Here is a 22,232-nt window from a genome sequence, read left to right as displayed (position 1 = left end):
TGCGGCACGTCAGTGAAAACTGCCCACCAGCGCCTTGAGCACCAGGCTCCAGCCATCGACCAGGACGAACATCAGTATCTTGAGCGGCAGCGCAATCGTGGTCGGCGGCATCATCATCATCCCGAGCGCCATGAGAATGCTCGACACGATCAGGTCGATCAGCAGAAAAGGCAGAAAGATCACAAAGCCGATCTGGAACGCAGAGCGCAGCTCCGAGAGCATGAACGACGGTATGAGCTGCACGTTGCTGATGTCGTCCATCGACTTGGGCGTGGGCGCCTTCGATAGCTCCACCATCAATGCCAGGTCGGCTTCTCGCGTTTGCCGCACCATGAACTCGCGCAGCGGCGCAATGCCCTGGGTGTAGCCCTGCTCGGTCGAGAGCTTGCCTGCCATGAAAGGTTCGAACGCGTCCTGGTTGACCTTTTGCAGCACGGGCGACATCGTGAAAAGCGTGAGGAAGAGCGCCAGGCCGATCAGGACCGTATTGGGAGGCGTCTCGTTCATGCCGATCGCGTGGCGAAGCATCGACAGCACCACGATGATGCGCAGGAAGCTGGTGAGGCAGACCAGCAGCGCCGGCAGGATGGCCAGCACGGTCAGTCCCAGAACCACCCGCAGCGCCTGGGCGGTTTCCGTCGCCGGCGTCGCGGCCGCTGCGACGGGATTCGCGGCTGGCTGCGCCTTGGGTCGGGCAGGATTCGGCGCCGGCGCCGCGGACTTCGGCGCGGGCGCCGGCACGTCCGCTGTCACGGCGGGCGCCGGAGAAATCACGGGCGGCGGCTCGCTGGGGGCGGGCACGGTTTCCGACACAACCTCTTCCTGTGCCTGGGCCCGCGCATCGCTGACAGGCCAGCCCAGCAAAACGGCGACCCACAGCGCGAGGGCGAGGACGGCAACCCAAGATTGTTTCGTGCGCATGTCCGAACCGGCAACGACACGCCTCATTGCGTCACTCCGAGTTCGGTCGTTTCGCCGGCAACCGGCGACTCCGCGAGCAGTTGAACGGATTGGTCCGTACAGCCCAGCAACAGCTGCCGCCCGTTCCAGACCACCACATGCAGGCTGTGGCGCGGCGTCAGGCGCGTGCTCGAGACGCGTTGAATCTCGTTTGACGACGCGGTGCCCGGCAGTTTTCCGAACCGCATTCGCCAAGCGCCTGCGGGCTTCGCCGACTGCCCATTGCGTCGCGCGGCGATCACCGCGAATGCAAGAAGGCCCGCTGCAACCGGAATGACCATCCACCACCGACTGCCGCTATCTGCTGCGCCCTCGACCGAGGGCTCGCGCTTGACCGGAATGCTGGCGGGCAGGCTGGTTCTGCCGGACGACGCCGTTGCGCCGTCCTGCGCGTCCTGAGCATGGCTCTGCCCCCATGGCAACAACCCCGCCGCCGCGACAAGGCAAGCAATGACCAGCCCGCGGATCGCGGCCCGCATGGATCGAAACGCCGGTTCGCCCATCCCTCAGGATCCCGACGCCAGGCCCAGCGCAACGGGCAGCTCGGTGATGCGCACCGCAAAGTGCCCATCCACGGCCACCAGCTGACCGCGCGCCACCACCTTGCCCTCGATGGTCAGGTCGACCGCCTGATCGATCTCGCGGTCGAGCCGCAGGACCTGATGCTCCCTGGCGCCGAGCAGTTCCCCCACCGAGATGGTCGCCTCTCCCACGCACACCTGCAGCTTGGCCTTGATCTGATGCAGGGGATTCCAGTCCTTGAGGATGGTGGCATCGCCCGCATGATTCGCAGCATCGCCGTCGGCGCCGACATGGAGGTCGGGCAGCGCGATGATCTGCGCGGTGGGCGCGTGGTTGCCCGATGCCGGGCGTGCCCGGCTCTCGCCGCGTGATTCGGTGGCACTGCCGGATGCGCCGACACGGTGATCGGCGACGATGCCTTCCAGAGCTTGTGTCATTGGATTTTTCCCTTCGATGGATGAATGTTCGAGAGCGGCGCCATGGCCGCGGCAGGGGCTGGTACGAGCACGGCGAGCTCGACCGCGATCCGCCCCTCGCTTTGCCCCAGCCAGCCTTCGCAGACCGGCGAGCCGTCTGCGCTCACGACCCGAGCCGGGTCGCTCAGCGCGTGCCCCAGCGGCACGACGTCGTGGAGCCGCAGTTCCTGCAGTTGACCCAGATTGAGTTCCACGCCCTCGAGCATGACGCGAAGCGCAAGGCGCTGGTCTGCCAGGGCCCGGTCCAGGCGCTCCTTGGGTGGGCTCTCCGGATCCGGACGAGGTGGTGCGGGCTTCGATGCGGCCTGGCTGCCCAGCAACGCCGCGATCGCGTCATGCGGCAGCCCCAGGCTCCAGGCTCCGCCGCACCAGGACCATCGCACGCACAGCACACCGGACCACGCGCCGGAAGGGACACCCGCTCCCTGCGTGCCAATGGGCTCCTGGTTCGTGAGCGAAAAGCCTTCCAGCATCGCATCGATGCGATGCAGCCAGTCTGCCCAGGCCGCTCGGGCCACCGCGGGAGCAATCCTTGCGGGCTCCTGTGCCAAAGCAGTCGTCGTGCCCATGTCGAACGCGAACATCCGGTCTGCAATCGCGCGGATGGCGGCCTGGGCCGCGTCGAGATTCCGCGCGCTGGTGCCGCGGCGCGACGGGTCGGCAAAAGACCAGCAGGCGATGCCCTCGGCAGGAAGCACCATGGTCCCGTCGGGCTCGCTCACCCGGACCTCGGACGCCACGGACACGCCTTCGCGCGTGGGCATCCATTCGGCGCTCCAATCGCGATGCAGCGCCGCGAAGTGCTGGCGCACAGCCTCTTTCTGCGCGTCGCGCCAACTGCGCAAAGGCCGCGCCTCGAGGGCGGATTCGACCGGGTCCAGCAACGCCGAACCGGACGGGGCGTGAGAAGCCAGGACGTTCATTTGCTCTTCATCGAGAACAGTTCCTGCAGCATGTCGTTGGCGGTCGAGATCACCTGCGAGCTGGCCTGATAGCCGCGCTGCATGATCACCAGATCGCTGAACTCCTGCGACAGGTCCACATTGGAAATTTCAACCCGGCCCGACACCACGGCGCCGAAAGCGCCCTCTCCGCCGGCACCGAAATGCCAGGCGTCTCGGTTCAGGATCTCGAACTGGTTGCTGCCCAGTGCGCCGACCGCGTCGGGCGAGTCGAACCGTGCGAGCGCCAACTGCTTGCCATTGACCGTTCTGCCGTTCGTGTAGGTCAGCTTCAAGATGCCGGCGCCGTCGAAAGCGGTGCCGCTGAGAGAGCCGGGGCCAAGACCGTCCTGCTCCTGCACCTCGATGCCGTAGTTCCCGGCCAGAAAACGCGTCTCCGAGAGATCCAGCTTCAGGGCCATCGGGTCCATCCCGGGCGGCGTGTACGCGATGGATACCACCGCTGTTTCGGGTTTCGGTTTCCCCGCCTCGCCATAGACCAGTTGGCCGCTGCCGACCACCGTGCTCCCATCGAGAAGTTCGACCTTGATGTTGGCGCCGGCCGTGGCCGATGTGCTGAGCGTCGTGAATCGGGGAATCAATACGTGCCGTGCCCCGATTGCATCGATCACTGGAATGGTCATCTTGTCGGCCGGCGAAGCAGGAGGCTGCTGGACGGGCGGCGTGCCAGGCGGCGTGCCAGTCGCGGTGGCCGAAAGGTTGCCGATCAATTTGAAGGTGGAACTCGGCCTGCCACCGTCGGTTGTCTGCCCGGCCAGCGAGATCTCGCTGAACCCGCCGCTTTCATCGAGCCCCATGACCTTTTCGCCGCCGGCCCTGCTCACGAGAACACCATTGGTATCGAATTTGAACTGCCCGGCGCGGGTATAGCTGACCTTCCCGTCGGCGTTCTCGAGGACGAACAAGCCCTGGCCGTCGACGGCCAGGTCGAGATCGTTGCCGGTCCCGCGCAGCTCGCCTTGCTTGAACGACATCGTCGTTCCGAGCGTATTGAGGCCGAACCCGACCTGGCTGTAGTTCTGGTTCGCACTGCCTCCGCCCAGGTTGCCGCCCGTATAGAACAGATCCGCGAACTGGAGACTCGAGCTCTTGAAGCCCGGGGTATTGAGGTTGGCCGTGTTGTTGGCAATCACGCGCAAGCCGCGCGAGTAGCCCAGGAGGCCTGTCATTCCGACGTAGATGGATTCAAGCATGGAGGATGCTCCGGAGGTTCGGGCTGCGAGGCTCGCTCATCGCACCGCCACGAGCTGGCTCAGCGAGATGTCGTTCAAGAAGGCTCCTGCCGACGTCTTGACGGTCAACAACGGCGAGTCACCCGACAGCGACAACGCACTGACGGTGCCGGTGAGCAGCCCCGATGGCGTCGACACATCGACGGTCTTGCCGATCAGGCCAACCGATTGCAGGGCCGCCTGATTGGTGATGAGCGTTTCGATCTTGTTGTTGAGCTGCTGGGTCTGCTCCAGGCTCGTGAACTGGGCCATCTGCGCCATGAACTCCTGGTTGTCCATGGGCTTCAGGGGGTCCTGGTAGGTCAGCTGGGTGAGCAGGATCTTGAGGAAATCCTCCATGCCCAGGCTGTTGGCCTGCAGGTTGGGGGTGGTGCTGCTGGAACCGGTAATTGCTTCAATGGCCATCACGCCTCCTTTGGGTCGATCGAATCGAAAAACGCCCGACGGTTGTCGTCGATACGGGAAATGAACCTGTCGCCCGGCAACGCGGACGCTCCATCGCGCCAGACCAGGCGCCCGTTGCACACGACCTGGTGAAGCCGCTCGCCACGTTGCAGCAAGCCATGCTGCAGGTCTGCCACCAGTTGGGGCAGCATGGCGGCCAATGCATCGTCGTCGGCGCGCATGGCGATCCAGACGGCTTGGCCTCGCGGCGTTGCTTCTTCATGCAGTCGCACGGGTGCAAGCTGTTCCAAGGGCTTCGTCTGAAGCGCATCGGATGCGGCATCTGCGCCGTCTTCCAGCGGGGAAGGCGTCTGCACTTCCAACCCGGCGTGCGCCTGCGCTCCCGGTCGAAGGGGAAGACGGGGTTCGACGCGGACATCCCTCGTGGTCTTGGGCTCGACTTCGACGGCCACCGACGGCTGGGTCGACAGGCCGACTGCCACACGGACTGCAAACGCCCTTGCGCCCATGCCCCCTCCCGTAGGCTGGCTCACAACCGGCGACACCGCTGCGGGTTCCGGCATCAGGCTGGCAGCATCCAGCAGGTTCGCTGGAAGAAAGCGTCCCCACGGCCCATTGCGCTGTGTGCCGTCGCCCTGGCCACGGGTGCGCTCGTCGGGTGCCTGGTTGACAGCTTCCGGCGCACTGTCCGTTCCTCCGGCGCCGACCGGTTTGAACCAGCCCGTCATCTGCGCGCGCTCCATCTCGCGCTGCCATGCCAACTGGCGCTGTGCTGCATCGTCAGCGCCTGCGGGCGTCGACGTCCCGCCACGCCGCGCAGGCGGCATCGCGCCAGAGGCGCCAGTGGATTCCACGGTCATTCGGCCTCCCGAGGCGGACGTGCGAACGGCGAACGCGCGAGCCAGTCGCGGTCCTGCTCGTTGCTGTTGCGATGGCGGATCTCGTCCGCGTACTCTGTCAGGGCATCCTCCTTGTGACGCGCCAGGCCGTCGAGGCGCACCTGCTGCGCCAGGCACTCCTGCCGCAGGCGATCCCTCGCGACGCACTGGTCTTTGCGCTGCACGTCCAGCTGCTGTCGCTGCCCGCGCAGGTGCGCAAGGTAGTCCAGCGCGCGCCGATGGGCGGCCGGGTCCAGGCGCAGGGGCAAAGCCTGGGCCACCGCCGTCGCCTGCCGATCGTGCGCGTGCTGCAGGCGGGTCATTTCGGTTTCCGTTTCCAGAATCGCCTGTTGCGCCCGCGCAAGCTCAGCCATCGACTTGTCAAGGCGCCACTGCTGGCGCTGCCGGATGGGTTCGAGCGGATAGATGAAGCCACGCACATCGACATCGCGTGCGGCACTTGTGGTTTCGGTCATGGCTTGCGTCCTGCAGAGACTGCGACGGCGGGAACGGGACCGAGAATCTCGCGCAGCCCCTGGATCGACGCGATCCGCGGCACGCCACCGATGCTCTGCCGCAGCCACGCTTGAAGTCCCGGCTCGATGCCGATCGCTTGATCCAGTTCCGCGTTCGCGCCCTTCTCGTAGGCGCCGATGTCGATCATCTGGCGATTGCGCTCCAGCACGGCCAGCTGCTGCACGGCCGACACGGCCAGCGCGCGCTGTTCCTTGTCCGCGAGTTCGGGCATCAGCCGGCTCACGCTCTTGAGCACATCGATGGCCGGGTAGTGCCCGCGGTGCGCGAGATGCCGCGACAGCACGATGTGCCCGTCGAGAATCGCGCGCAGCGCATCCGAAACAGGTTCGTTGAGATCGTCGCCCTCGACCAGCACGGTGAGCAGCGCGGTGATGGAACCGCCGCCGGGCGCCGTGCCGCAACGCTCGCAAAGTTCGGGCAGCTCGGCAAATACCGATGGCGTGTAGCCTCGTGCCGTCGGTGGCTCGCCGGCCGACAGCCCCACCTCGCGCCGCGCCATCGCAAAGCGGGTGATCGAATCCATGGTGAGCAGCACGTTGCGGCCCTCGTCGCGAAAGTATTCCGCGATGGCCAGCGCCGCATAGGCCGCGCGCAAACGCGCAAGCGCCGGCTGGTCGGAGGTCGCGACAACCACCACCGAGCGCGCCAGACCTTCGGGACCCAGCTGCTTCTCGATGAACTCCCGCACCTCGCGGCCGCGTTCGCCGATGAGCGCGATGACGTTGATGCTTGTCTGCCCGTCGGCGCCGTCCTGTGCCTTCACATGACGCGCCAGCAGCCCCAGCAGGGTGCTCTTGCCGACACCGCTGCCCGCAAAGATGCCGACGCGCTGGCCCTGCCCCAAAGTAAGCAGCGCGTCGATGCTGCGGATCCCGGTCTCCAGCACGCGCTCGATCGGGGGACGCTGCATCGGATTGATCGGCGCAGCCTTCAGGGAGCGGCGCAGACGGGTAAGCGGCCTGGGCATGCCGTCGAGCGGCTTGCCGAAGCCGTCGATCACGCGACCCAGCAGCGCGGGGCCGACGTCGATCTGTGAATCCGCGCCCAGTGCGCGAACCTCGCAACCGGCCGCAATTCCTTCCACCGAACCATAGGGCATCAGCGTGACGCGGCCGGGCTTCAGTCCCACCACCTCGGCAAGCACACCGGCCGGTTCTTCCCCCCCGTGATCGGCAGTGCCGTCCGCGCCCTGCCTGCGGTGCGTCCTCACCATGATGCGGCAGAGCTCGCCCACCGCCGCATCGGGACCGATCGCGTCGATGGCCAGGCCCTGCATCTCGCGCACCCAGCCGATCCGCCGATGCAGATCGGTTACCTGGAGCGCCTTGCGGCTGAGGCGGAGGGCTTCCATCTCAGGCCTCCTGATGCCGGGCCAGGGCCCGGGACTGCAGCAGAAGATCGCGCAAGGCATGCAGCTGTGTCTCGAATCGCGCATCGAGCCCACCCTCGGGCGATTGAAGGATGCAACCGCCCAGCGCGACCTCGGCGCTGGCGATCCACTGCACGTCCTCGCCTCCCGGCAGGGGCGATGCATCCTGCGTCCTTTGCAGCGCGGCCAGATCGTCGGGGTGGAGATGAATCGCCACCAGGCGCCGGCTTCGCAGCCGGCTCATGGCCTGCACCAGCTGAGCCCGCACCAGTCCGGGCTGCGCCGCGGCCTCGCCCAGCATGCAGCAAACGGTTTCGAAGCAGAGCGCCAGCATGTCGTCTTCCGCATCGGACAACCGGGCCTCGATCAGCGGCGGCAGCCCGTCGATCAGACCGTTCAGTGCCTGCACGCGAGCCTCCACGGCAGCCTGGGCCTGCTTCTGGAGCTCCTGGGTCAGCCGCTCGGCGCGCGCCTCCAGGTCTCGTGCGGCCTTGTGTTCGGCCTCGGCCGCAGCTTGTCGCGCGTCCTCTGCCGCACGTTCGCGCCCTTCCGCCAGGCCCTTGGCAAGACCTTCCTCGTGGCCTCTGCGCCTGGCTTCTTCCTCGATCTGCACGGCGGCGGCCTGCGCCGCCGGTTCGGCCACCATCAACGCCTCGGAGGCCGAAGGCGTCCCGGCCAACCGAGGCTCGCCCCTGTGGCCCGCCGGCACCGGAACCAGACTCGGACCCTGCGGCCGCGGCTGCGAAGAGCCCGCATGCCGGTCACCCGGTCGCGTCAGCGCGACCTGTCCCTGCATGACCACGTCGCGCAGCACGATCGGCATCGCTTCGGCATCCCCGTAGGACTGTTGGCCTGTCACCGCTGTGCGCTCCGTTGCGGCCGTGCACCTCGGAGGATGCGCCCCATCGAATGCTTCAGCCGATGCCATGGCGCGGTGAACATGGCCCCCACCGGTGGCAGACCCTGCAGGCGCTCGGCCACGGCCGAGATCATGGCTGCGCGCATGCCCGGCGGGGTCTTCGACGCGGCCGCCGGAGCCGACAGGATCGCCTCGATCCTGCGCCGCTGGACTGGCTCCAGCGCAGCGAGCAATTCCTCGCGCCACGGCCAGTCGGCGAGCCGGAGCCATTCGGCAACCAGGCCGGCGGGCTCGGCACGCATGCACTGGATGAGCGCCTGCAGCCGGTCCGCGTCGAGCGCATGGAGCCACGCCTCGTCCGACAGGGGCACCAGTTGGCGCACGTCGGTGTCGAATTCGGGAAGGGAGGTAACAGCCGGACCGACAGGATCTGCGGTGGCCTCGGCGACCAGCGCAGGGTCGCGCTCGATGCCCAGGGCGTCGAGTTCCGCGAGAAGACTCTGCAGGCCGTCCCGTTCTGCTGGCGGCAACGCGTCGAGCATCCAGGCGCGATCCACCGGCGCCATGGCATGAAGCAACAGCGCCGCGTGGCGGGCACCGGTGGATTCGGAAAGCATCAGGTGCTTCTCCTCGTTCCCGGCACTGCGGCGGGCATGCCGGCAGCAGGGCCGGAGGCCGTGGGGCCTGCTGCGGTTGCCGGCGCCGCATCGCGCATCCAGTCGCGCACACGCCGCAGCGCGATCGCGCGCTCCGCCTCCGAAAGCGGCGCTGAGCCGCGTGCGCCTCCTGCCCACACGCCGCGCCGGCCGGCCCGCAAGAGCAGCACGACAACCAGCGCCACCAGCACGCCCGCCACCAGCCATTGCCAGAAGGATGGCCCTCCCATGGAAAACGGAGCGATCGCCGCCGGACTTCCCGCACTCTCAGCCTCCGGAACGGATGCACCCACCGAACCCGGGGGAGCCGTTGCAGCGTCGGCACCGGAAATCGCGCCGTTCGCCAGCGACTGGACCACCACGGTATCGCCACGCTCGATGGAAGCGCCGACGGCCGCGGCGATCACCTTGCGCAACTGGTCTTCCTGCACTGCATCCAGCGCCTTGCGCACCACGGCCACGACCTGCACGCGCCGGATGGAACCGGGCTGGCTGACCACCTGCTCGACGCGGCGACCCACCGCGTACTCGACATCGCGCTGCGCACTGCCGCCGCGCGGGCCGCCGGTGTCGCTCACCTTGGTGTCGAGCGCGGCGCCGGTGTCGCGAAGGACCTCGCGCTCGCGCACCACCACGCCCGTGGCCTGAAGGCCGGAGCGCGACGCAGCTGGCAACACGTCTTCGGTCGTGGTGCGGATCTGGTCCATGTTCAAGGTCACGTCGACGCTGGCCAGCGCCTGCCCTGCGCCAAAGCTGCGATCGAGCACTGCCGCGACCTTGCGCGACAGATAGGCCTCGGTGTCGCGCTTGAGATCCAGCCGGGCGCTGTTCATGTCGAGTTCGCCGTTGCCGCTTTCCAGCCGCGTGAGCGCCACGCCGTGGCTGTCGACGATCGTGACGTCCTGCGTTGCCATGCCCGGAACGGCTGCGGCCACCAGGCGCTGCACGCCGATCACCTGCTCCGCGCGCAGCGCCTGGCCCTGCCGCATCGTGAGCGTGATGGAGGCCTTGGCCTTCGACGTCGCCTGCTTGAAAAGCCCCTGCTCCGGCAACGCCAGCAGCACGCGGACCTCGCGAACCTCCGACAGCGACTGGATTGTGCGGGTGAGTTCGCCTTGAAGCGCGCGCTGATAGTTGATCTTCTGCGCGAACTCCGTCATGCCGAAGTCGGTGTTGTTGAACAGCTCTAGCCCCACCGCGCCCTGCAGCGGCAGTTCCTTGCCCATGAGCTTGATGCGCGTGGCATGCACCGTGGCCTTGTCCACCAGGATCGACGTGCCGCTGTCGCCCAGGTGGTACGGAATCTTGAGCCGCTCCAGCTCGGTCGTCATCGCCTGGGCATCCTGCGGCTTCAGGTCCACGAACAGCACCTGGTACTCGGTGCGCAGCAGCCACCACGCCATGGCGGCCGTCGCCAGCAGGATCACCACGGCACCGCCGACGAGGCCGATGCGCGCACGCTGCGTCAGTCCTTGCCAGAAATTCATATCGGCATCTTCATGATGTCTTGATAGGCCTCGAGCAGGCGGCTACGCACCTGCATCATCAGTTGGAAAGACAGGCGGCTTTCCTCGAGGTTGATCATGATCTGGTGCAGGTTCTGCGCATCACCGACCGCGAGCTTCTGCAGGTCGACCTGGCTGCCGATCAACTGGTTGTTGACCTGTGCCAGTCCGTTGGACACGAGTTGACCGAACGAGCCCGTTGCCGATGCGGACCCAGCCGCGGACGGCATGGAAGGCTCGGACTGGACCATGGCCGGCTGGTTGGCGGCCAGCATGGCTTGCGCCTGCTGCGACAGCGAAGACAGTGCTTCGACGGGAATGAAAGCTGTCATGCGCCGCTCCCGATGTCGAGTGCCCGCAGCGCCAGGGCGCGCGTGGTGTTCATGGCCGAGACGTTGGCCTCGTAGGCGCGGGTCGCGCTCATCATGCTGACCATTTCGGTCGCGGTGTCGACGCCGGCATAGGCGACGAAGCCGCGCTCGTCGGCCAGCGGATGGCCCGGCTCGTACACGAGCCGCGGCGCGATGTTGGTGGGCACGATGCGCACCGTCGGCGCCGTCAGCGGCACCACGTCCGCGCTCTCCAGCCCCTGGCCGACCAAGGCGCCGAATGCGCCGGCATCACCGCCCGCCAGCGTGCCGCCGGGCATGCGGGCTTCGGCCAGCACGCGCAGCGGCTGGTAGCTGGTGCCGCCGACGCCCTGAACGGTGTTGGCATTGGCCAGGTTGAGCGCCGCGACGTCGACACGTGTGCGCTCGATGTTCATGCCGATCGCACTGATGGCAAAGGATTGGGTGTAGTCCATGATTTACTTTCTGCCGTCGCCTGCCGCCATCGAAAGAATCGAGAAGTGCCGCGAGAGGCCCTTCACGAGTGCCTGGTAGTGCACCGCGTTGCGCGCCATCTCGGCCGCCTCGACGTCCAGTTGCACCGAGACAGGAGCACCGGCGCCATCCACAACGGGTTCAATGCGCGGACGCACCTGGCTCAACGCGAAGGCATCGAGCCTTCCCGACTGCGCCATGCTGCGCCGGGCGTCGTCCAGCTGGGCTTCGAAGCTCACTCGCTGGGGCACGTAGCCGACCGCGTTGGCGTTCGCGATGTTGGTCGATATCGCCTGCTGGCGCATGCTGGCCGCATCGAGCGCCAGGGCCAGCACCGATCGGGTCACGGCCTCAATTCCGTCTGTCATGTCTGTCTCCGAGGCATTACGGTGGGGATGAATCTGTGGGCATCGCAGTGCTACTGCACGACGAGTTCGCCGTGCAACGCGCCCGCCGCCTTCACGGCGCGCAGGATCGAGATCACGTCGCGCGTGCTGGTCTTGAGCCGCGCGAGCGACTGCACCAGATCGGAAACGGTATTGGCGCCGGTCACGAAGCCGGTGCCGCTGGGCTCGTCGACATCGACGCGCGTGTTGGTCACGATGGCCGTGCGGATGTCGGAGCCGCCGTTCCAGATGTTGATCGGCTGCGAGGCCGTGTTCTGGCTCGAGATCGCGATCTTGATGTCGCCATGGGAGATCGCGACCTTCGATATGCGCACGTCGCCACCCGAAACCACGGTGCCCGTGCGCTCGTTGATGACCACCTTGGCACGCCGGTCGGGTTCGACGGTCACGTTCTCGATGCGGGTGAAGAGGCTCACCAGCTGGTCGCGCTGTGCGGTCGGCACGGCGATCTCGATTCCCGAGGCATCTCGCGCCTTCGCAAGGCTGCCTCCGAGCTGGCTGTTGATGGCGTTGGCCACGCGGTTGGCGGTGGTGTAGTCGGGCTCCGAAAGCACGAAGGTCACGCTCTGCTGAGCGTCCAGCATGTCGGCCTTCACGCCCACTTCGACGGTCGCGCCATTGGGGACCGATCCGGCGGTCGGGTGGTTCTTCTGCACCACGTTGCCGTTGGCGTCGTAGCGATAGCCGCCTACGGTCAGGCCGCCCTGGGCCAGCGCATAGACGCGTCCATTGGCCCCTTTCAACGGCGTGACCAGCAAGGTCCCACCGACCAGGCTGCGCGCATCGCCCGCAGAGCTGACCGTGACATCGAGCGTGTCGCCTTCGCGCGCGAAGGTCGGCAGCGCGGCGCTGACCATGACGACGGCCACGTTGCGGCTCTGCACCGCTTCGGGCGCGATCGTCAGATTGAACTGGGACAGCACGTTGGCCAGCGATTGACGCGTGGTGCGGTTGGAGGGCGAGTCGCCGGTGCCGGCGAGGCCGGTGACGATGCCGGTTCCGATCAGCGCGTTGTCGCGCCAGCCCTTGAGTTTGCCCAGATCCTTGACACGCACCGCATCGGATGCGGCCGCTTCGACCGTTGGCGATCCGGTGCACAGGGCAACCGCGATCGCAATCATCGCGCCGCCTGCAAGAGTGGAATTGATTCGACGCATCACAGCCCCAGCCAATCGAAAACCTTCCGCCATACGCTGCGGCGCGTGCGGTCGGATACATCGCCTTCACCCACATAAGTGATGCGTGCATCGGCCAGCCGCGTGGAGAGAACCACGTTGCCGTCCGAGATGTCCTGCGGACGCACACGGCCTTCGAGGTTGACCTTCTGCAGCTCCTCGTTGACGGTCAGCAGTTGCTCGCCGGCCACGCGCAGTTCGCCGTTGGCCAGCACCTCCAGCACGGTCACGGTCAGCGTCGCCAGCAGCTTGTTGGCGCGCTGGGTCTTGCCGCCGCCGTCGAAGTCGCCCGTGACGCCGATGCCCAGTTGCCCCACCACGCGATTGCCGGTCTGGGTGACCGAGCCGCTGATGTCGTTGGCACGGCGCGTGCCGGTGTTGGCGCTCGTCGTCGCCGAGGAGTTCTCGAAGACCTGGATCGTGAGCGAATCACCCACGCGAAAAGCCTTGTTGTCGGCGGTCAGCGAGCGATAGCTGCCTTCCTGGTAGAGGCTCTCTGCCACCGCAGGCTGCGCGAGCGACAGAACCGCGGCAAGCGCCAGCGACAACAGGCCGCCCGGGACCAATCGAATCCGCGCGCTCATGGTTGAACCTCGACCTGGCCTGGGCCCGTCACGCGCGCGAGCACCTCGCCGCTGGAGCCGGGCACCTTGACGCGCACGACCTGGCCTTCGCGTCCGTCCTGCAGCACTTCGACACGGCTCTCGACCGACACGTCGCCGCTGCGCGCCAGCAGGTGCGCCCACTTGCCGCGCACCACGGCGGGCGTGGCCTCGAGATGCGCGTCCATCAGCACTTCGCCCGCCTTCAACGGCCTGCGCAGCCGCTGGCGACCCGTTTCGAGTCCTGACGTGCCATCGGCCGCGGCCAGCAGCGGCGTGCCGTGCGGGATCTTCGTGAGATCGACTTCGCGGGTGGTGGTCGCACCTCGCAGCACGATGCCATCGACGGCCGTACCGCTGCTCACGCCTGTCGTCGCCACGGTCACCGGTGCCCAGGCGTCCACTTCGAAGGTCACGGCGGTCGTCCGCACGAATCGGTTGTCGACCCAGGCATCGACCCAGACCAGCATGCGCTTGGAGGGCGCGGCCTGGCTGGAGAGCGGCCGAACCCGCAGCACCGGCGTGCCGGCGGGCAGCACGAGATCGCGCGCGATGGACACCGGCTGCACCTCGGCCCGCACGCTGCGCTGGGACAACCAGGCAAGCAGCGCCGAACGCGCCGCATCGACCACCGTCTCGCCGGACAACTCCTGCGCGGCGGCCTCGATGGTCGTCTCGGCAGACCCGCTCCATCGGATCGCGGGCAATGACGCCGCTGCGCGCTCGACCGACGGCATGCCGCTGCGCGCCTCCACCCATTGCGCGAGGGTGTCGCGATCCAGCACGGCGGGAGACCCGGGCCGCGGCGCGGTGCCGATGGGCAACGCCATGAGCCGGCGCAGCGTCGGCAGGTCGCGCGCCGTCAGAAAGGCGATGTCGCCCAGGCGAACGCTGGCCTGGTCCACCTTGACCCAGGGGCGCAGTTCGATCGCGACCGAGGCGTCGCCCGCAGGCGATGCCGCGAAAGCGCCGGCCGGAACACCGGCCATGCACAGGACCAGCAGCGCGGCCCCGGCGTTGCTACTTGCGCAGGCCATTGATCATTCCCAACATCTCGTCCGATGCCTGCATGACCTTGACGTTGGCCTCGTACACACGCTGGGCCACCATCAGGTTGACCATCTCCTCGGTCAGCTTGACGTTCGAGCCTTCGAGGAAGCCCTGGGCCAGGCTGCCCATGCCGTCCTCGGTCGGCTTGCCGGAGATTGCCTCGCCCGAACCCGGGCTCGCACGATAAAGGTTGTCGCCCTGGGGCATGAGGGCCGACGGGCTGGTGAAGCGCACCAGGTCGAGCTGGCCCACTTCGATCGGCGTGGCCTGCCCCGCCACCTGGATTCGCACGCGCCCTTCGCTGTCGATCTGCATGTTCTTGGCGTTGTCCGGAATCGCGAGGTTGGGCTTGAGCGCATAGCCGCCCGAGGTCGCCAGCAGGCCCTCGTTGTTGACCTTGAAAGTTCCGCCGCGCGTGTAGGCGCTCGAACCATCGGGCATCGACACCTCGAGAAAGCCCTCGCCCTGGATCGCGATGTCGAAGGCCGACTCGGTCTTCTTGAGATCGCCCATGTCGAACAGCTTGGAAACCGACACGATGCCGACACCCGCGCCCAGCCTGTTTCCCTCGCCGAGGATGCCGGCCTGCTCCTGCGAAGGCATCAGGCGCGCGGCCTCGCGCATCATGAGATCGGTGAAGCCGACCTTGCTTTTCTTGAAGCCGGTGGTGTTCACGTTCGCCAGGTTGTTGGCGACGGTGTCGACGTTGAGCTGCTGCGCCTGCATGCCGGTGGCGCTGATGTAGAGGGCGTCGAACATGATGGGTTGTCCCTGGAAGATGTGAAGAATTCGCTGCTGTGGATTCGGCTCAGGAAAGCTCGCCGAGCTTGCGGACCGCGCCGCCGATCATTTCGTCGTAGCCCAGGGCCACGCGCTGCATCGATTCGAAGTGGCGCATCGACTGGATCAGCTGTGCCATCTCGCGCATCGAACTCACGTTGGAGTTCTCGAGAAAGCCTTGCTTGATCTGCACGTCGGCGTCGAGGAGTTGCGTGGGCGTCTGCTCCGTGCTCACCATGCCGTCGCCCATGCGCCGCAGGTTCTGCGTGTTATCGAATTGCACGACCTTGAGCTGGGCCACGGGCGTGGCTTCCGCGCCGCCGCCAGGCTTCGACTCGAACACCTGGCCCGTGGCGTCGATCACCGGGTTGGGCCGCGTGAGCACGATCTCGCCGCCGCGCCCCATCACCGGATGGCCCTGCGCCGTGACGAGGCGGCCGCGCGGATCGAGTTGCCAGCTGCCCTGCCGCGTATAGGCCAGGCCGTTCTCGGTGGAGACCTCGAAGAATCCCGGCATCGCGAGTGCGACGTCCAGGCTCTGGCCTGTGGTCTTGAAGGTGCCCGGCCGCATGTCGGTCTGGACCAGCAGTGAGCCGGTTGCGGCGAGCTGGCCCGCAACGCCGTCGGCTTGCTGCAGCCCCGCCTGTGCGGCCTCGATGCCGCGCATCGCATCGGCGAAGCTGCCCGCACCCATCGGCAGCGAGGTCGCGACCTCGCGCTTGTAGCCGGGCGTCGTGGCATTGGCCATGTTCATGCTGATGCGCTCGAGGCGCGCCATGTCCTGCTGCATGCTGTTGAGGCTGATGGCGAGTACGTCGCTCATGGGTGTGCTGCTCCGGGTCTCAAAGTTGGACGACGCTGAAGGACTTCAGCTCGATGGTGTTCGGCACCTCGGCCATGGAGAGCACGCGCAGGTGCGGCATCACGCGCTCCGACAGCGCACGCACATGGCGGCGCAGCTCGGGTGCGCAGAGCAGCACCGGCAGCATGTTGCTCTTCATCATGCGTTCGGCCTGCTGCACGAGGCGCTTCATCAGTTCCTCGGACAGGCGGGGGTCGAGCACAAAAGGCTGCGCGCCTCCGGCTTCCGTTGCCGCGTGGACGCTCTGCATGAACTGGCTTTCGATCGCAGGGTCGAGCGTCAGCACCTGCAGCGATGTCGCTTCGCCGATCAGGCCCTGGCAGATCGCGTGGCCGAGCCGCTGGCGCACGATCTCGGTGAGATGGTTGGCGTCGCGGCTCGTGCGCCCGGCGTCGGAGAGCGTCTCCAGAATGGCCTCGATGTGGCGGACCGAGACCTTCTCGCGCAGCAGGTTCTGCAGCACTTTCTGGACGTCGCTCGACGACAGGACGGTCGGAATGAGCTCCTCGACCAGACCCGGCTGGCTCTGCCGCACGCGCGCGAGCAGTCGGTCCACCTCGGCGCGCGTGAGCAGCGTGGCCGACTCGCGCCGGAGCATTTCGGTCAGGTGCGTCATGAACACCGTAGGCGCATCGACCAGCGTGTACTTCGCGCGGCTCGCCGCCTCGCGCTGGCTCTCGTCGATCCAAAGCGCCGGCAATCCGTAGGTCGGGTCCCGCGTGGGTTCTCCGGGAATGGATTTGGTGTCTCCCGCGGGATGGATGGCCAGCAGCTTGTCCGCGCGTGCCTCGCCTTTGCCGACCAGGACGCCGTCCAGGTGGATCTCGTAGCGATCGGCCGACAGCCGGGCCGAGTCCTTGAAGCGCACACGGGGCAGCACCAGCCCGAATTCCTGCGCATGCTGCTTGCGGAAGGTGGAGATGCGCTCCATCAGGATGCCGCCGGGCTGGTTGACCACGGGAACCCAGTTGCTCCCGATGTGGACTTCGATGGGCTCCACCTGCAGCAGCGCATAGGGATCGTCGCTGGCAGCACCCGGCGCGCCTTCGGCCGACGACGGCATGTCGCTCTTCGCCGAACCGGCGGCCGCCTGTGCGCCGCCCGCTTCCAGCGCCTTGCTCTTCGAAGCGCGGTACAGCATCGTCGCTGCGAACAGGAAGCACACGGTCAGCGCGAGGGTCGGCACTGCGGGAATGCCGGGCAGCGCCAGAAGTCCGCCCAGCGCCATCGCCACCAGCAGCAGCGTCTTGGGGAACGAACTCACCTGCCGCAGGGCTTCGCGACTCAGGTTCGCATCGGAGGACGAACGCGTGACGATGATGCCGGTGCCCACGGCGATCACGAGCGCCGGCACCTGGGTCACGATGCCGTCGCCGATGGTCAGGAGCGTGTAGGTCTGCAGCGCCTGGCCCCAGGGCATGCCGTGCTGCATCACACCGATCACCAGGCCGCCGATGATGTTGATCAGCAGGATGATGATGCCCGCGATCGCATCGCCCTTGACGAACTTGCTGGCGCCATCCATGGCGCCGTAGAAGCCGGCTTCCTTCTCGATGTTCTTGCGCCGGCGCTGGGCTTCGGCCTGGTCGATGAAGCCCATGTTGAGATCGGCGTCGATGCTCATCTGCTGGCCCGGCATGCTGTCGAGCGTGAAGCGCGCAGCCACCTCCGACACGCGCTGCGCGCCGCTGGTCACCACCACGTACTGCACCACGATCAGGATCAGGAACACGATCAGCCCGATGACGTAGTTGCCGCCCACCACGAAGGCGCCGATGGCACCGATGACCCGCCCGGCATCGCCGTCGGAAAGGATGAGCCGCGTGGCGGCCACGTTGAGCGACAGCCGGAACAAGGTGGCGATCAGCAGCAGCGACGGGAACGTCGAGAACTCCACCGGCCTGGCCATGTAGAAGGTCAGCAGCAACACCAGGAACGCGAAGCTGAAGTTGCTCAGGATCAGGAAGTCGAGCAGCCCGCTGGGAATCGGCGCGAAGAGCACCACCAGCACGCCGAGCACGAGCAGCACGAGCGCGATGTCGCTGTTCTTGCCGAGGATTCGGCCGAGCGCGTTCATGTCGAGCCTCCCGCGGCCGCACGGCCTTGCCGCTGCTCGCGCATCGCGAAGACCCAGACGATGATGCGCGCAACCTGCGCGTACAACTCTGGCGGCACTGGGTGATCGACCGGCAGTTCCTTGTAGATGCGCCGCGCCAGCGCGGGGTTCTGCACCACGGGAATGCGATGGCGGGCCGCAATCTCCCGCATCGCCGCCGCCATGTGTCCAGCCCCCTTGGCCAGAAGCTGCGGGGACGCCATCCGACCATGCTCGTACTTCAGCGCGACGGCCAGGTGGGTCGGGTTGGTGATCACGACGTCCGCATTGCGCGTCTGGCGCAAGGCCTGGCTTCTCTTGAGCGTCTCCCTGCGCAGCTCGCGCAGCCGGGCGCGAATGCGCGGATCGCCTTCGCGATGCTTGGCCTCGTCTTTGAGTTCGCGCTGGCTCATGCGCATCTTCTTGCTGAACTCGCGCCGCGTGTACATCAGGTCGAGCAATGCGATGAGCCCGAGCACCAGCGCCATCTTGAGCCCGACGCTGGACAGGTCATCCAGCAGGATGTGCAGGTAGCCATTGGCCGAGAGCGAGGCCAGCGCATAGAACTGGCCGGTCAACGCCTTGAGCGCCAGGACGGCCACCAACCCCAGCAGCGCAAGCTTGATGACCGCGCGCGCCGTGTCGAACAGCACGCGCATCGAGAACAGCTTCTTGAGGCCGTTGACCGGATTGATCCGGTCGAAATCCATCTTCACCGGCTCGAAGGAAAGTATCGGGCCGGTCTGCATCATGTTGCCGATGATTGCCGCGAGCATGACGGTCGCAAAGAACGGGGCCGCGAGCATCAGCGCCGCGCGCAGTGCGCGCTCGATCAGCGGCCACAGGCCCGCGCCGGAAGCATCCATGCGGCCCGCGTGGATCAGCAGCGCCTGGTCGAAGCGAAACTGCCCCGCCACGGCCTCGAAGCCGCGCCAGGTGAGATAGACCACCGCCACCGCGAACACGATGGCCGACACCACGTCGGCGCTCTTGGCCACCTGGCCGCGCTCGCGTGCACGCTGGAGCTTGTAGGGCGTGGCCGCTTCGTTGCGGTCCAGGTCTTGCTCGGCCATCAGCGCACCGGCCCTTGCGGCGATGGCGCCGCGATGAAGATGCCGTCCCAGGTGGTGGCGATGCTCGCGTAGACCCGCGTCATGACACCGCCGATGCCGGCAAACCAGAGCGACAGCGCGACCAGGCCCACCAGGATCTTGACTGGAATGCCCATCGTGAACATGTTCATCTGCGGCAGGTTGCGCCCGACAACGCCAAGCGCGAATTCCACGAGTAGGATGCAGAACACCACGGGCGCCGCGAGCGCGAAGCCCAGGCTGAACAACCCGGAGGCCTGCTTGATTACCGGCTCGGCTGCATGCGCGATCGACCAGGGCGCCCCCACGGGAAATCGCTCGATGCTGTAGCTGATGCCGCGCAGCAGCGCGTGGTGCCCATTGACCAGGAAGAACAGCAGCACGGCAAAGTAGCCGAAGGCGGAAGTGAGGATGGGAACGGGGCGCTGCGTGACCGGATCGAAGACCTGCGCGATGCCAAAGCCGAGCTGGACATCGAGCAGTTGCCCTGCCACCGCGAACGCGCCGAAGGCCAACAGGATCCCCAGGCCCAGCGTCGCACCGAGCACGAGTTCCGACAGGGCAGCAGAAAGAAGCGCCCCCCAACCCATCGAGGGGCTGGCCGTCACAGGCAACGCGGAGGCCATGGCCACCGACAGGCCAACCACCAGCAGCACACGCACCGAGGCCGGCAACGGCACCGCATACAGCACAGGCGTCATGGCAAAGGTGGCGGCGACACGCAGGGCCAGCAGTCCAACCAGAAGCAGCCAGGACGTATCCATGCCGTTGGCCACGACCCCAGGCAGCGCAGACGCGGCATACAACGGCAAGGCATTCACTGGACGTTCCCGATCGATAGTCAGAACATCGAAGGAATGCCGCTCCAGAGCTGGACCGTGTACTGGGTGAGCTTGCCCAGCATCCACGGACCCGCCACGATCAAGACGGCACCAGCGGTGAAGAGCTTGGGGACGAAGGTCAACGACATTTCCTGAACCTGCGTCACCACCTGCAGCACGCTGATCAGGACGCCGACCAGCATGGTCAGACCCAGCAGCGGGACGCACAGGAGCAGGCCTGTCCAGAACAGGTCCGCCATCATTTTCAAAGCCAGGTCGGCATGCAATTCAGTTCCCCCTCGATCACTCTTTTGTGGCCTTTGTGTGCAGAAATTCACCGAGCCAGTGATACATAGCTATCACTCGGTTACATCAATATCGGAACAACTCGTTTCGCAAACACTGAAAAACGGATTGCCGCTTCACACAAAAACTTAGGAATAGACACAAAAGCGTAGTCCCTCTCCTACAGGAAGGATACACCGATCCAGTGCCAACCATTTTTCAAAGAAAAGAACCTGCTGGGAAGGTTTCTAAATCGTTTCCAAAGTGAAATCTTAAGTAACGATTGTTCGGCTGTTTTTGCCGAAAAAATAGCACCTAATCATTAGTTTTCTGGACTTCCTATCTTTTTTACCAGTCCAGAAATCGCGCGTTGCGTGCTTCCGACATCGGCTGCTTCAAGCCCACGCCAGGCGCTTCGCGATGGAGATGGTGGTGCGCGAGACGCGAACCTTGGGCGTTCGCGCCTTCTTTCCTCGTGCGTTCTAAAGAGGCCTGAGCTCGGAACACCCGCTGCAGCCCGGCGGCACCTCACCGCGAGCCAGGGACTGCTTCAGTTGCGGGATCGATTCGATGCCCGTCGTGTCCTTGATGAAGCAGCACGGCAGCTCCTGCCCCTTCCACGTATAGAAGCGCATGAGGTCGCTTTGCACGAACCTGCAGGTTGACGACGGACGCACGGCCGATTCGGGCTGGCGCCTAGGTGTGAAGCGGATGGCGGTGCCGTAGTGCCTGGCGTAGTCGTCCTTGCGGGCAAGGGGCTGGATCACGTGGCGGCCGAATCCGCGCTGGCGCACCCAGGCGCGCAATGGGCCGAGCGGCTGGCCCATGTCCACGGACATGACCGTGATGCGGGACGGGCTCATGACCGCGGTGAGTTCCTCGAGATTGCGCAGAACCTTTGTCAGGTTGTGGCGGCCGATGCGCTCTGCGGTGGATGCATCCAGGGTGTCGAGGGAGATGCCGATTCGGGGGAATGTTGCGGCGATGCGGGCTGCGTCGAGACGGCTGCCGTTGAGGATCGAGTAGGGGGTGTGGCCGCTTGTGGTTACGTAGTCGGCCATGCACCAGAACAAGGGGTGGAGGGAGGGCTCACCCTCGCCTTGTAGTGAGACCGTGCAGTGTTGATGCTGCGGCGAGAGACCGTCGACGATGGCTTTGAAGGTTTCCCAATCCATGTCCTGCTGGTCCATGGAACGGCCGGCGCAGTAGCTGCATGAGAAGTTGCAACGGGTTGTTATCTCTATTTGATGGAATAGATTCCCCAGTTGAACCAAAAAAACTCCAACAGCTATTTGAGCTAAAAACGGGTTACAAAATTGACCCGCAGTCGTAAAGAAAATTTCCTCCGAGATGCAAGCTGCGTATAACTCCGAATGTCTCAATAAACAATCAAGGTACCATTTTTCAATCGGCCACAAGGCCAATACCCCTGGCAGTAGATATCCAACAAATCGCACCAAACCCCAGGCCGACCCACAACAACCTCAACTGCCGCCATTCGGGAACAATAAAGCGCCGCACCTTTCGCCACCTCTACGTAGTTGTGTGGGCCTGATATTAATTTTGACTCTTCAATATGGCGAAGTGACTTCAACGCAATTGAGTAAACCTCCTTCAAATCTTCTTTGTAATTTGAATTTTTCAAATCCAAAGCATGCCGCAAAGAGTCCCCATAAAATGGATCAATCTCATCCTTCGTACTTGGAAGCCAATCCATTTCTTCGGCGATAGCCGCATGCTCTTGATCAAGTCCAACCTTGAAGATGGTCTCATCCCAAGCATGCAAGTTTTTTATCGAACGCTTACCCACTCCGCCGGGGTACGTACCAATCGCGGCAAACCAATTGGCAGATTTGATTTTTTCCTTTAGATTTTCCAT

Annotated in this window: 26 protein-coding genes; all 26 read right to left on the bottom strand. The window is 65.7% G+C overall.

Translation table 11 applies throughout. From position 1 onward, the window contains the following. Positions 1-9: 9 nt before the first annotated feature. The 26 genes from fliP to GNX71_RS09420 all read right to left on the bottom strand — a co-directional run bounded on the left by fliP (position 10) and on the right by GNX71_RS09420 (position 22,232). Positions 10-948 carry a flagellar type III secretion system pore protein FliP gene (fliP, locus tag GNX71_RS09545; RefSeq protein ID WP_241027211.1) on the bottom strand — a complete coding sequence of 313 codons (939 nt, stop codon included), beginning with the start codon at positions 946-948 and terminating at the stop codon, positions 10-12. Beyond that, positions 945-1,463: a flagellar biosynthetic protein FliO gene (locus GNX71_RS09540; protein ID WP_206178093.1), complete on the bottom strand. Its 519-nt coding sequence runs from the start codon at positions 1,461-1,463 to the stop codon at positions 945-947. Before GNX71_RS09540 ends, fliP begins: the two co-directional genes overlap by 4 nt. A 3-nt stretch (positions 1,464-1,466) precedes the next feature. Next, positions 1,467-1,919: a FliM/FliN family flagellar motor C-terminal domain-containing protein gene (locus tag GNX71_RS09535; RefSeq protein ID WP_206178092.1), complete on the bottom strand. Its 453-nt coding sequence runs from the start codon at positions 1,917-1,919 to the stop codon at positions 1,467-1,469. Next, the gene (locus tag GNX71_RS09530; RefSeq protein WP_206178091.1) at positions 1,916-2,881 is read right to left on the bottom strand and encodes a FliM/FliN family flagellar motor C-terminal domain-containing protein; all 966 of its coding nucleotides are present in this window, start codon (positions 2,879-2,881) and stop codon (positions 1,916-1,918) included. The genes GNX71_RS09535 and GNX71_RS09530 overlap by 4 nt, the downstream gene beginning before the upstream one ends. After that, on the bottom strand, positions 2,878-4,113 hold the full coding sequence (locus tag GNX71_RS09525) for a flagellar hook-basal body complex protein (RefSeq protein WP_206178090.1): 1,236 nt from the start codon (positions 4,111-4,113) through the stop codon (positions 2,878-2,880). The genes GNX71_RS09530 and GNX71_RS09525 overlap by 4 nt, the downstream gene beginning before the upstream one ends. Before the next feature lie 36 nt (positions 4,114-4,149). Then, positions 4,150-4,557, bottom strand: coding sequence for a flagellar hook capping FlgD N-terminal domain-containing protein (locus GNX71_RS09520; RefSeq protein WP_206178089.1), 408 nt, complete (start codon positions 4,555-4,557; stop codon positions 4,150-4,152). Next, on the bottom strand, positions 4,557-5,417 hold the full coding sequence (locus tag GNX71_RS09515) for a hypothetical protein (RefSeq protein ID WP_206178088.1): 861 nt from the start codon (positions 5,415-5,417) through the stop codon (positions 4,557-4,559). The genes GNX71_RS09520 and GNX71_RS09515 overlap by 1 nt, the downstream gene beginning before the upstream one ends. Beyond that, a complete protein-coding gene (locus GNX71_RS09510) occupies positions 5,414-5,911 on the bottom strand; it encodes a hypothetical protein (protein WP_206178087.1) in 498 nt (165 codons plus the stop codon). Before GNX71_RS09510 ends, GNX71_RS09515 begins: the two co-directional genes overlap by 4 nt. Continuing rightward, positions 5,908-7,323, bottom strand: a complete 1,416-nt coding sequence (locus GNX71_RS09505; RefSeq protein WP_206178086.1) for a FliI/YscN family ATPase — start codon at positions 7,321-7,323, stop codon at positions 5,908-5,910. The genes GNX71_RS09510 and GNX71_RS09505 overlap by 4 nt, the downstream gene beginning before the upstream one ends. A 1-nt stretch (position 7,324) precedes the next feature. Further along, complete coding sequence (locus tag GNX71_RS09500) at positions 7,325-8,164, bottom strand: FliH/SctL family protein (RefSeq protein WP_206178085.1); 840 nt, start codon at positions 8,162-8,164, stop codon at positions 7,325-7,327. A 32-nt stretch (positions 8,165-8,196) separates the two neighbouring features. Beyond that, the gene (locus tag GNX71_RS09495) at positions 8,197-8,817 is read right to left on the bottom strand and encodes a hypothetical protein (protein ID WP_206178084.1); all 621 of its coding nucleotides are present in this window, start codon (positions 8,815-8,817) and stop codon (positions 8,197-8,199) included. Next, entirely contained in the window at positions 8,817-10,343 is a 1,527-nt protein-coding gene (gene fliF, locus GNX71_RS09490; RefSeq protein ID WP_206178083.1) for a flagellar basal-body MS-ring/collar protein FliF, read from the bottom strand. Before fliF ends, GNX71_RS09495 begins: the two co-directional genes overlap by 1 nt. Next, positions 10,340-10,693 (bottom strand): flagellar hook-basal body complex protein FliE, encoded by a 354-nt coding sequence (gene fliE, locus GNX71_RS09485; RefSeq protein WP_206178082.1) that lies wholly within the window; start codon positions 10,691-10,693, stop codon positions 10,340-10,342. Before fliE ends, fliF begins: the two co-directional genes overlap by 4 nt. Then, on the bottom strand, positions 10,690-11,166 hold the full coding sequence (gene flgC / locus GNX71_RS09480; protein ID WP_206178081.1) for a flagellar basal body rod protein FlgC: 477 nt from the start codon (positions 11,164-11,166) through the stop codon (positions 10,690-10,692). Before flgC ends, fliE begins: the two co-directional genes overlap by 4 nt. A 3-nt stretch (positions 11,167-11,169) precedes the next feature. Beyond that, the gene (locus GNX71_RS09475; protein ID WP_206178080.1) at positions 11,170-11,553 is read right to left on the bottom strand and encodes a flagellar basal body protein; all 384 of its coding nucleotides are present in this window, start codon (positions 11,551-11,553) and stop codon (positions 11,170-11,172) included. Between the two features lie 50 nt (positions 11,554-11,603). Further along, positions 11,604-12,713, bottom strand: coding sequence for a flagellar basal body P-ring protein FlgI (locus GNX71_RS09470; RefSeq protein WP_206178079.1), 1,110 nt, complete (start codon positions 12,711-12,713; stop codon positions 11,604-11,606). 35 nt (positions 12,714-12,748) lie between these two features. Continuing rightward, the gene (locus GNX71_RS09465; RefSeq protein ID WP_241027210.1) at positions 12,749-13,351 is read right to left on the bottom strand and encodes a flagellar basal body L-ring protein FlgH; all 603 of its coding nucleotides are present in this window, start codon (positions 13,349-13,351) and stop codon (positions 12,749-12,751) included. Beyond that, positions 13,348-14,406 carry a flagellar basal body P-ring formation chaperone FlgA gene (gene flgA / locus GNX71_RS09460; protein ID WP_241027209.1) on the bottom strand — a complete coding sequence of 353 codons (1,059 nt, stop codon included), beginning with the start codon at positions 14,404-14,406 and terminating at the stop codon, positions 13,348-13,350. The genes GNX71_RS09465 and flgA overlap by 4 nt, the downstream gene beginning before the upstream one ends. Then, positions 14,390-15,178 (bottom strand): flagellar basal-body rod protein FlgG, encoded by a 789-nt coding sequence (gene flgG, locus GNX71_RS09455; protein WP_206178078.1) that lies wholly within the window; start codon positions 15,176-15,178, stop codon positions 14,390-14,392. Before flgG ends, flgA begins: the two co-directional genes overlap by 17 nt. Positions 15,179-15,227: 49 nt before the next feature. Beyond that, positions 15,228-16,022: a flagellar hook-basal body protein gene (locus tag GNX71_RS09450; protein ID WP_206178077.1), complete on the bottom strand. Its 795-nt coding sequence runs from the start codon at positions 16,020-16,022 to the stop codon at positions 15,228-15,230. A gap of 19 nt (positions 16,023-16,041) precedes the next feature. Next, on the bottom strand, positions 16,042-18,138 hold the full coding sequence (flhA, locus tag GNX71_RS09445) for a flagellar biosynthesis protein FlhA (protein WP_206178076.1): 2,097 nt from the start codon (positions 18,136-18,138) through the stop codon (positions 16,042-16,044). Continuing rightward, a complete protein-coding gene (locus GNX71_RS09440; protein ID WP_206178075.1) occupies positions 18,135-19,229 on the bottom strand; it encodes an EscU/YscU/HrcU family type III secretion system export apparatus switch protein in 1,095 nt (364 codons plus the stop codon). The genes flhA and GNX71_RS09440 overlap by 4 nt, the downstream gene beginning before the upstream one ends. Then, a complete protein-coding gene (locus GNX71_RS09435; RefSeq protein WP_206178074.1) occupies positions 19,229-20,011 on the bottom strand; it encodes a flagellar biosynthetic protein FliR in 783 nt (260 codons plus the stop codon). Before GNX71_RS09435 ends, GNX71_RS09440 begins: the two co-directional genes overlap by 1 nt. 77 nt (positions 20,012-20,088) lie before the next feature. Next, complete coding sequence (locus GNX71_RS09430) at positions 20,089-20,355, bottom strand: flagellar biosynthetic protein FliQ (protein ID WP_241027208.1); 267 nt, start codon at positions 20,353-20,355, stop codon at positions 20,089-20,091. A gap of 480 nt (positions 20,356-20,835) precedes the next feature. Further along, the gene (locus tag GNX71_RS09425; protein WP_277401897.1) at positions 20,836-21,810 is read right to left on the bottom strand and encodes a radical SAM protein; all 975 of its coding nucleotides are present in this window, start codon (positions 21,808-21,810) and stop codon (positions 20,836-20,838) included. Continuing rightward, the gene (locus GNX71_RS09420; protein ID WP_206178072.1) at positions 21,732-22,232 is read right to left on the bottom strand and encodes a hypothetical protein; all 501 of its coding nucleotides are present in this window, start codon (positions 22,230-22,232) and stop codon (positions 21,732-21,734) included. Before GNX71_RS09420 ends, GNX71_RS09425 begins: the two co-directional genes overlap by 79 nt.

This window comes from Variovorax sp. RKNM96 (assembly GCF_017161115.1).
Taxonomy (GTDB): Bacteria; Pseudomonadota; Gammaproteobacteria; order Burkholderiales; family Burkholderiaceae_C; genus Variovorax.
Note: the sequence above shows the minus strand (reverse complement) of the source record. Positions and strands in the feature narration are given on the sequence as shown.

What these genes read in the sequence shown, in the direction of transcription:
- GNX71_RS09530 (WP_206178091.1), bottom strand. Translation starts at nt 2,881, where the DNA reads ATGAACGTCCTGGCTTCTCACGCCCCGTCCGGTTCGGCGTTGCTGGAC.
- GNX71_RS09435 (WP_206178074.1), bottom strand. Translation starts at nt 20,011, where the DNA reads ATGGATACGTCCTGGCTGCTTCTGGTTGGACTGCTGGCCCTGCGTGTC.
- fliE (WP_206178082.1), bottom strand. Translation starts at nt 10,693, where the DNA reads ATGACAGCTTTCATTCCCGTCGAAGCACTGTCTTCGCTGTCGCAGCAG.
- GNX71_RS09525 (WP_206178090.1), bottom strand. Translation starts at nt 4,113, where the DNA reads ATGCTTGAATCCATCTACGTCGGAATGACAGGCCTCCTGGGCTACTCG.
- GNX71_RS09515 (WP_206178088.1), bottom strand. Translation starts at nt 5,417, where the DNA reads ATGACCGTGGAATCCACTGGCGCCTCTGGCGCGATGCCGCCTGCGCGG.
- GNX71_RS09475 (WP_206178080.1), bottom strand. Translation starts at nt 11,553, where the DNA reads ATGACAGACGGAATTGAGGCCGTGACCCGATCGGTGCTGGCCCTGGCG.
- GNX71_RS09495 (WP_206178084.1), bottom strand. Translation starts at nt 8,817, where the DNA reads ATGCTTTCCGAATCCACCGGTGCCCGCCACGCGGCGCTGTTGCTTCAT.
- GNX71_RS09510 (WP_206178087.1), bottom strand. Translation starts at nt 5,911, where the DNA reads ATGACCGAAACCACAAGTGCCGCACGCGATGTCGATGTGCGTGGCTTC.
- flhA (WP_206178076.1), bottom strand. Translation starts at nt 18,138, where the DNA reads ATGAACGCGCTCGGCCGAATCCTCGGCAAGAACAGCGACATCGCGCTC.
- GNX71_RS09465 (WP_241027210.1), bottom strand. Translation starts at nt 13,351, where the DNA reads ATGAGCGCGCGGATTCGATTGGTCCCGGGCGGCCTGTTGTCGCTGGCG.
- fliP (WP_241027211.1), bottom strand. Translation starts at nt 948, where the DNA reads ATGAGGCGTGTCGTTGCCGGTTCGGACATGCGCACGAAACAATCTTGG.
- flgC (WP_206178081.1), bottom strand. Translation starts at nt 11,166, where the DNA reads ATGGACTACACCCAATCCTTTGCCATCAGTGCGATCGGCATGAACATC.
- GNX71_RS09505 (WP_206178086.1), bottom strand. Translation starts at nt 7,323, where the DNA reads ATGGAAGCCCTCCGCCTCAGCCGCAAGGCGCTCCAGGTAACCGATCTG.
- GNX71_RS09450 (WP_206178077.1), bottom strand. Translation starts at nt 16,022, where the DNA reads ATGAGCGACGTACTCGCCATCAGCCTCAACAGCATGCAGCAGGACATG.
- GNX71_RS09500 (WP_206178085.1), bottom strand. Translation starts at nt 8,164, where the DNA reads ATGCCGATCGTGCTGCGCGACGTGGTCATGCAGGGACAGGTCGCGCTG.
- GNX71_RS09535 (WP_206178092.1), bottom strand. Translation starts at nt 1,919, where the DNA reads ATGACACAAGCTCTGGAAGGCATCGTCGCCGATCACCGTGTCGGCGCA.
- GNX71_RS09540 (WP_206178093.1), bottom strand. Translation starts at nt 1,463, where the DNA reads ATGGGCGAACCGGCGTTTCGATCCATGCGGGCCGCGATCCGCGGGCTG.
- fliF (WP_206178083.1), bottom strand. Translation starts at nt 10,343, where the DNA reads ATGAATTTCTGGCAAGGACTGACGCAGCGTGCGCGCATCGGCCTCGTC.
- GNX71_RS09470 (WP_206178079.1), bottom strand. Translation starts at nt 12,713, where the DNA reads ATGATTGCGATCGCGGTTGCCCTGTGCACCGGATCGCCAACGGTCGAA.
- GNX71_RS09420 (WP_206178072.1), bottom strand. Translation starts at nt 22,232, where the DNA reads ATGGAAAATCTAAAGGAAAAAATCAAATCTGCCAATTGGTTTGCCGCG.
- GNX71_RS09520 (WP_206178089.1), bottom strand. Translation starts at nt 4,557, where the DNA reads ATGGCCATTGAAGCAATTACCGGTTCCAGCAGCACCACCCCCAACCTG.
- flgA (WP_241027209.1), bottom strand. Translation starts at nt 14,406, where the DNA reads ATGGCCTGCGCAAGTAGCAACGCCGGGGCCGCGCTGCTGGTCCTGTGC.
- flgG (WP_206178078.1), bottom strand. Translation starts at nt 15,178, where the DNA reads ATGTTCGACGCCCTCTACATCAGCGCCACCGGCATGCAGGCGCAGCAG.
- GNX71_RS09440 (WP_206178075.1), bottom strand. Translation starts at nt 19,229, where the DNA reads ATGGCCGAGCAAGACCTGGACCGCAACGAAGCGGCCACGCCCTACAAG.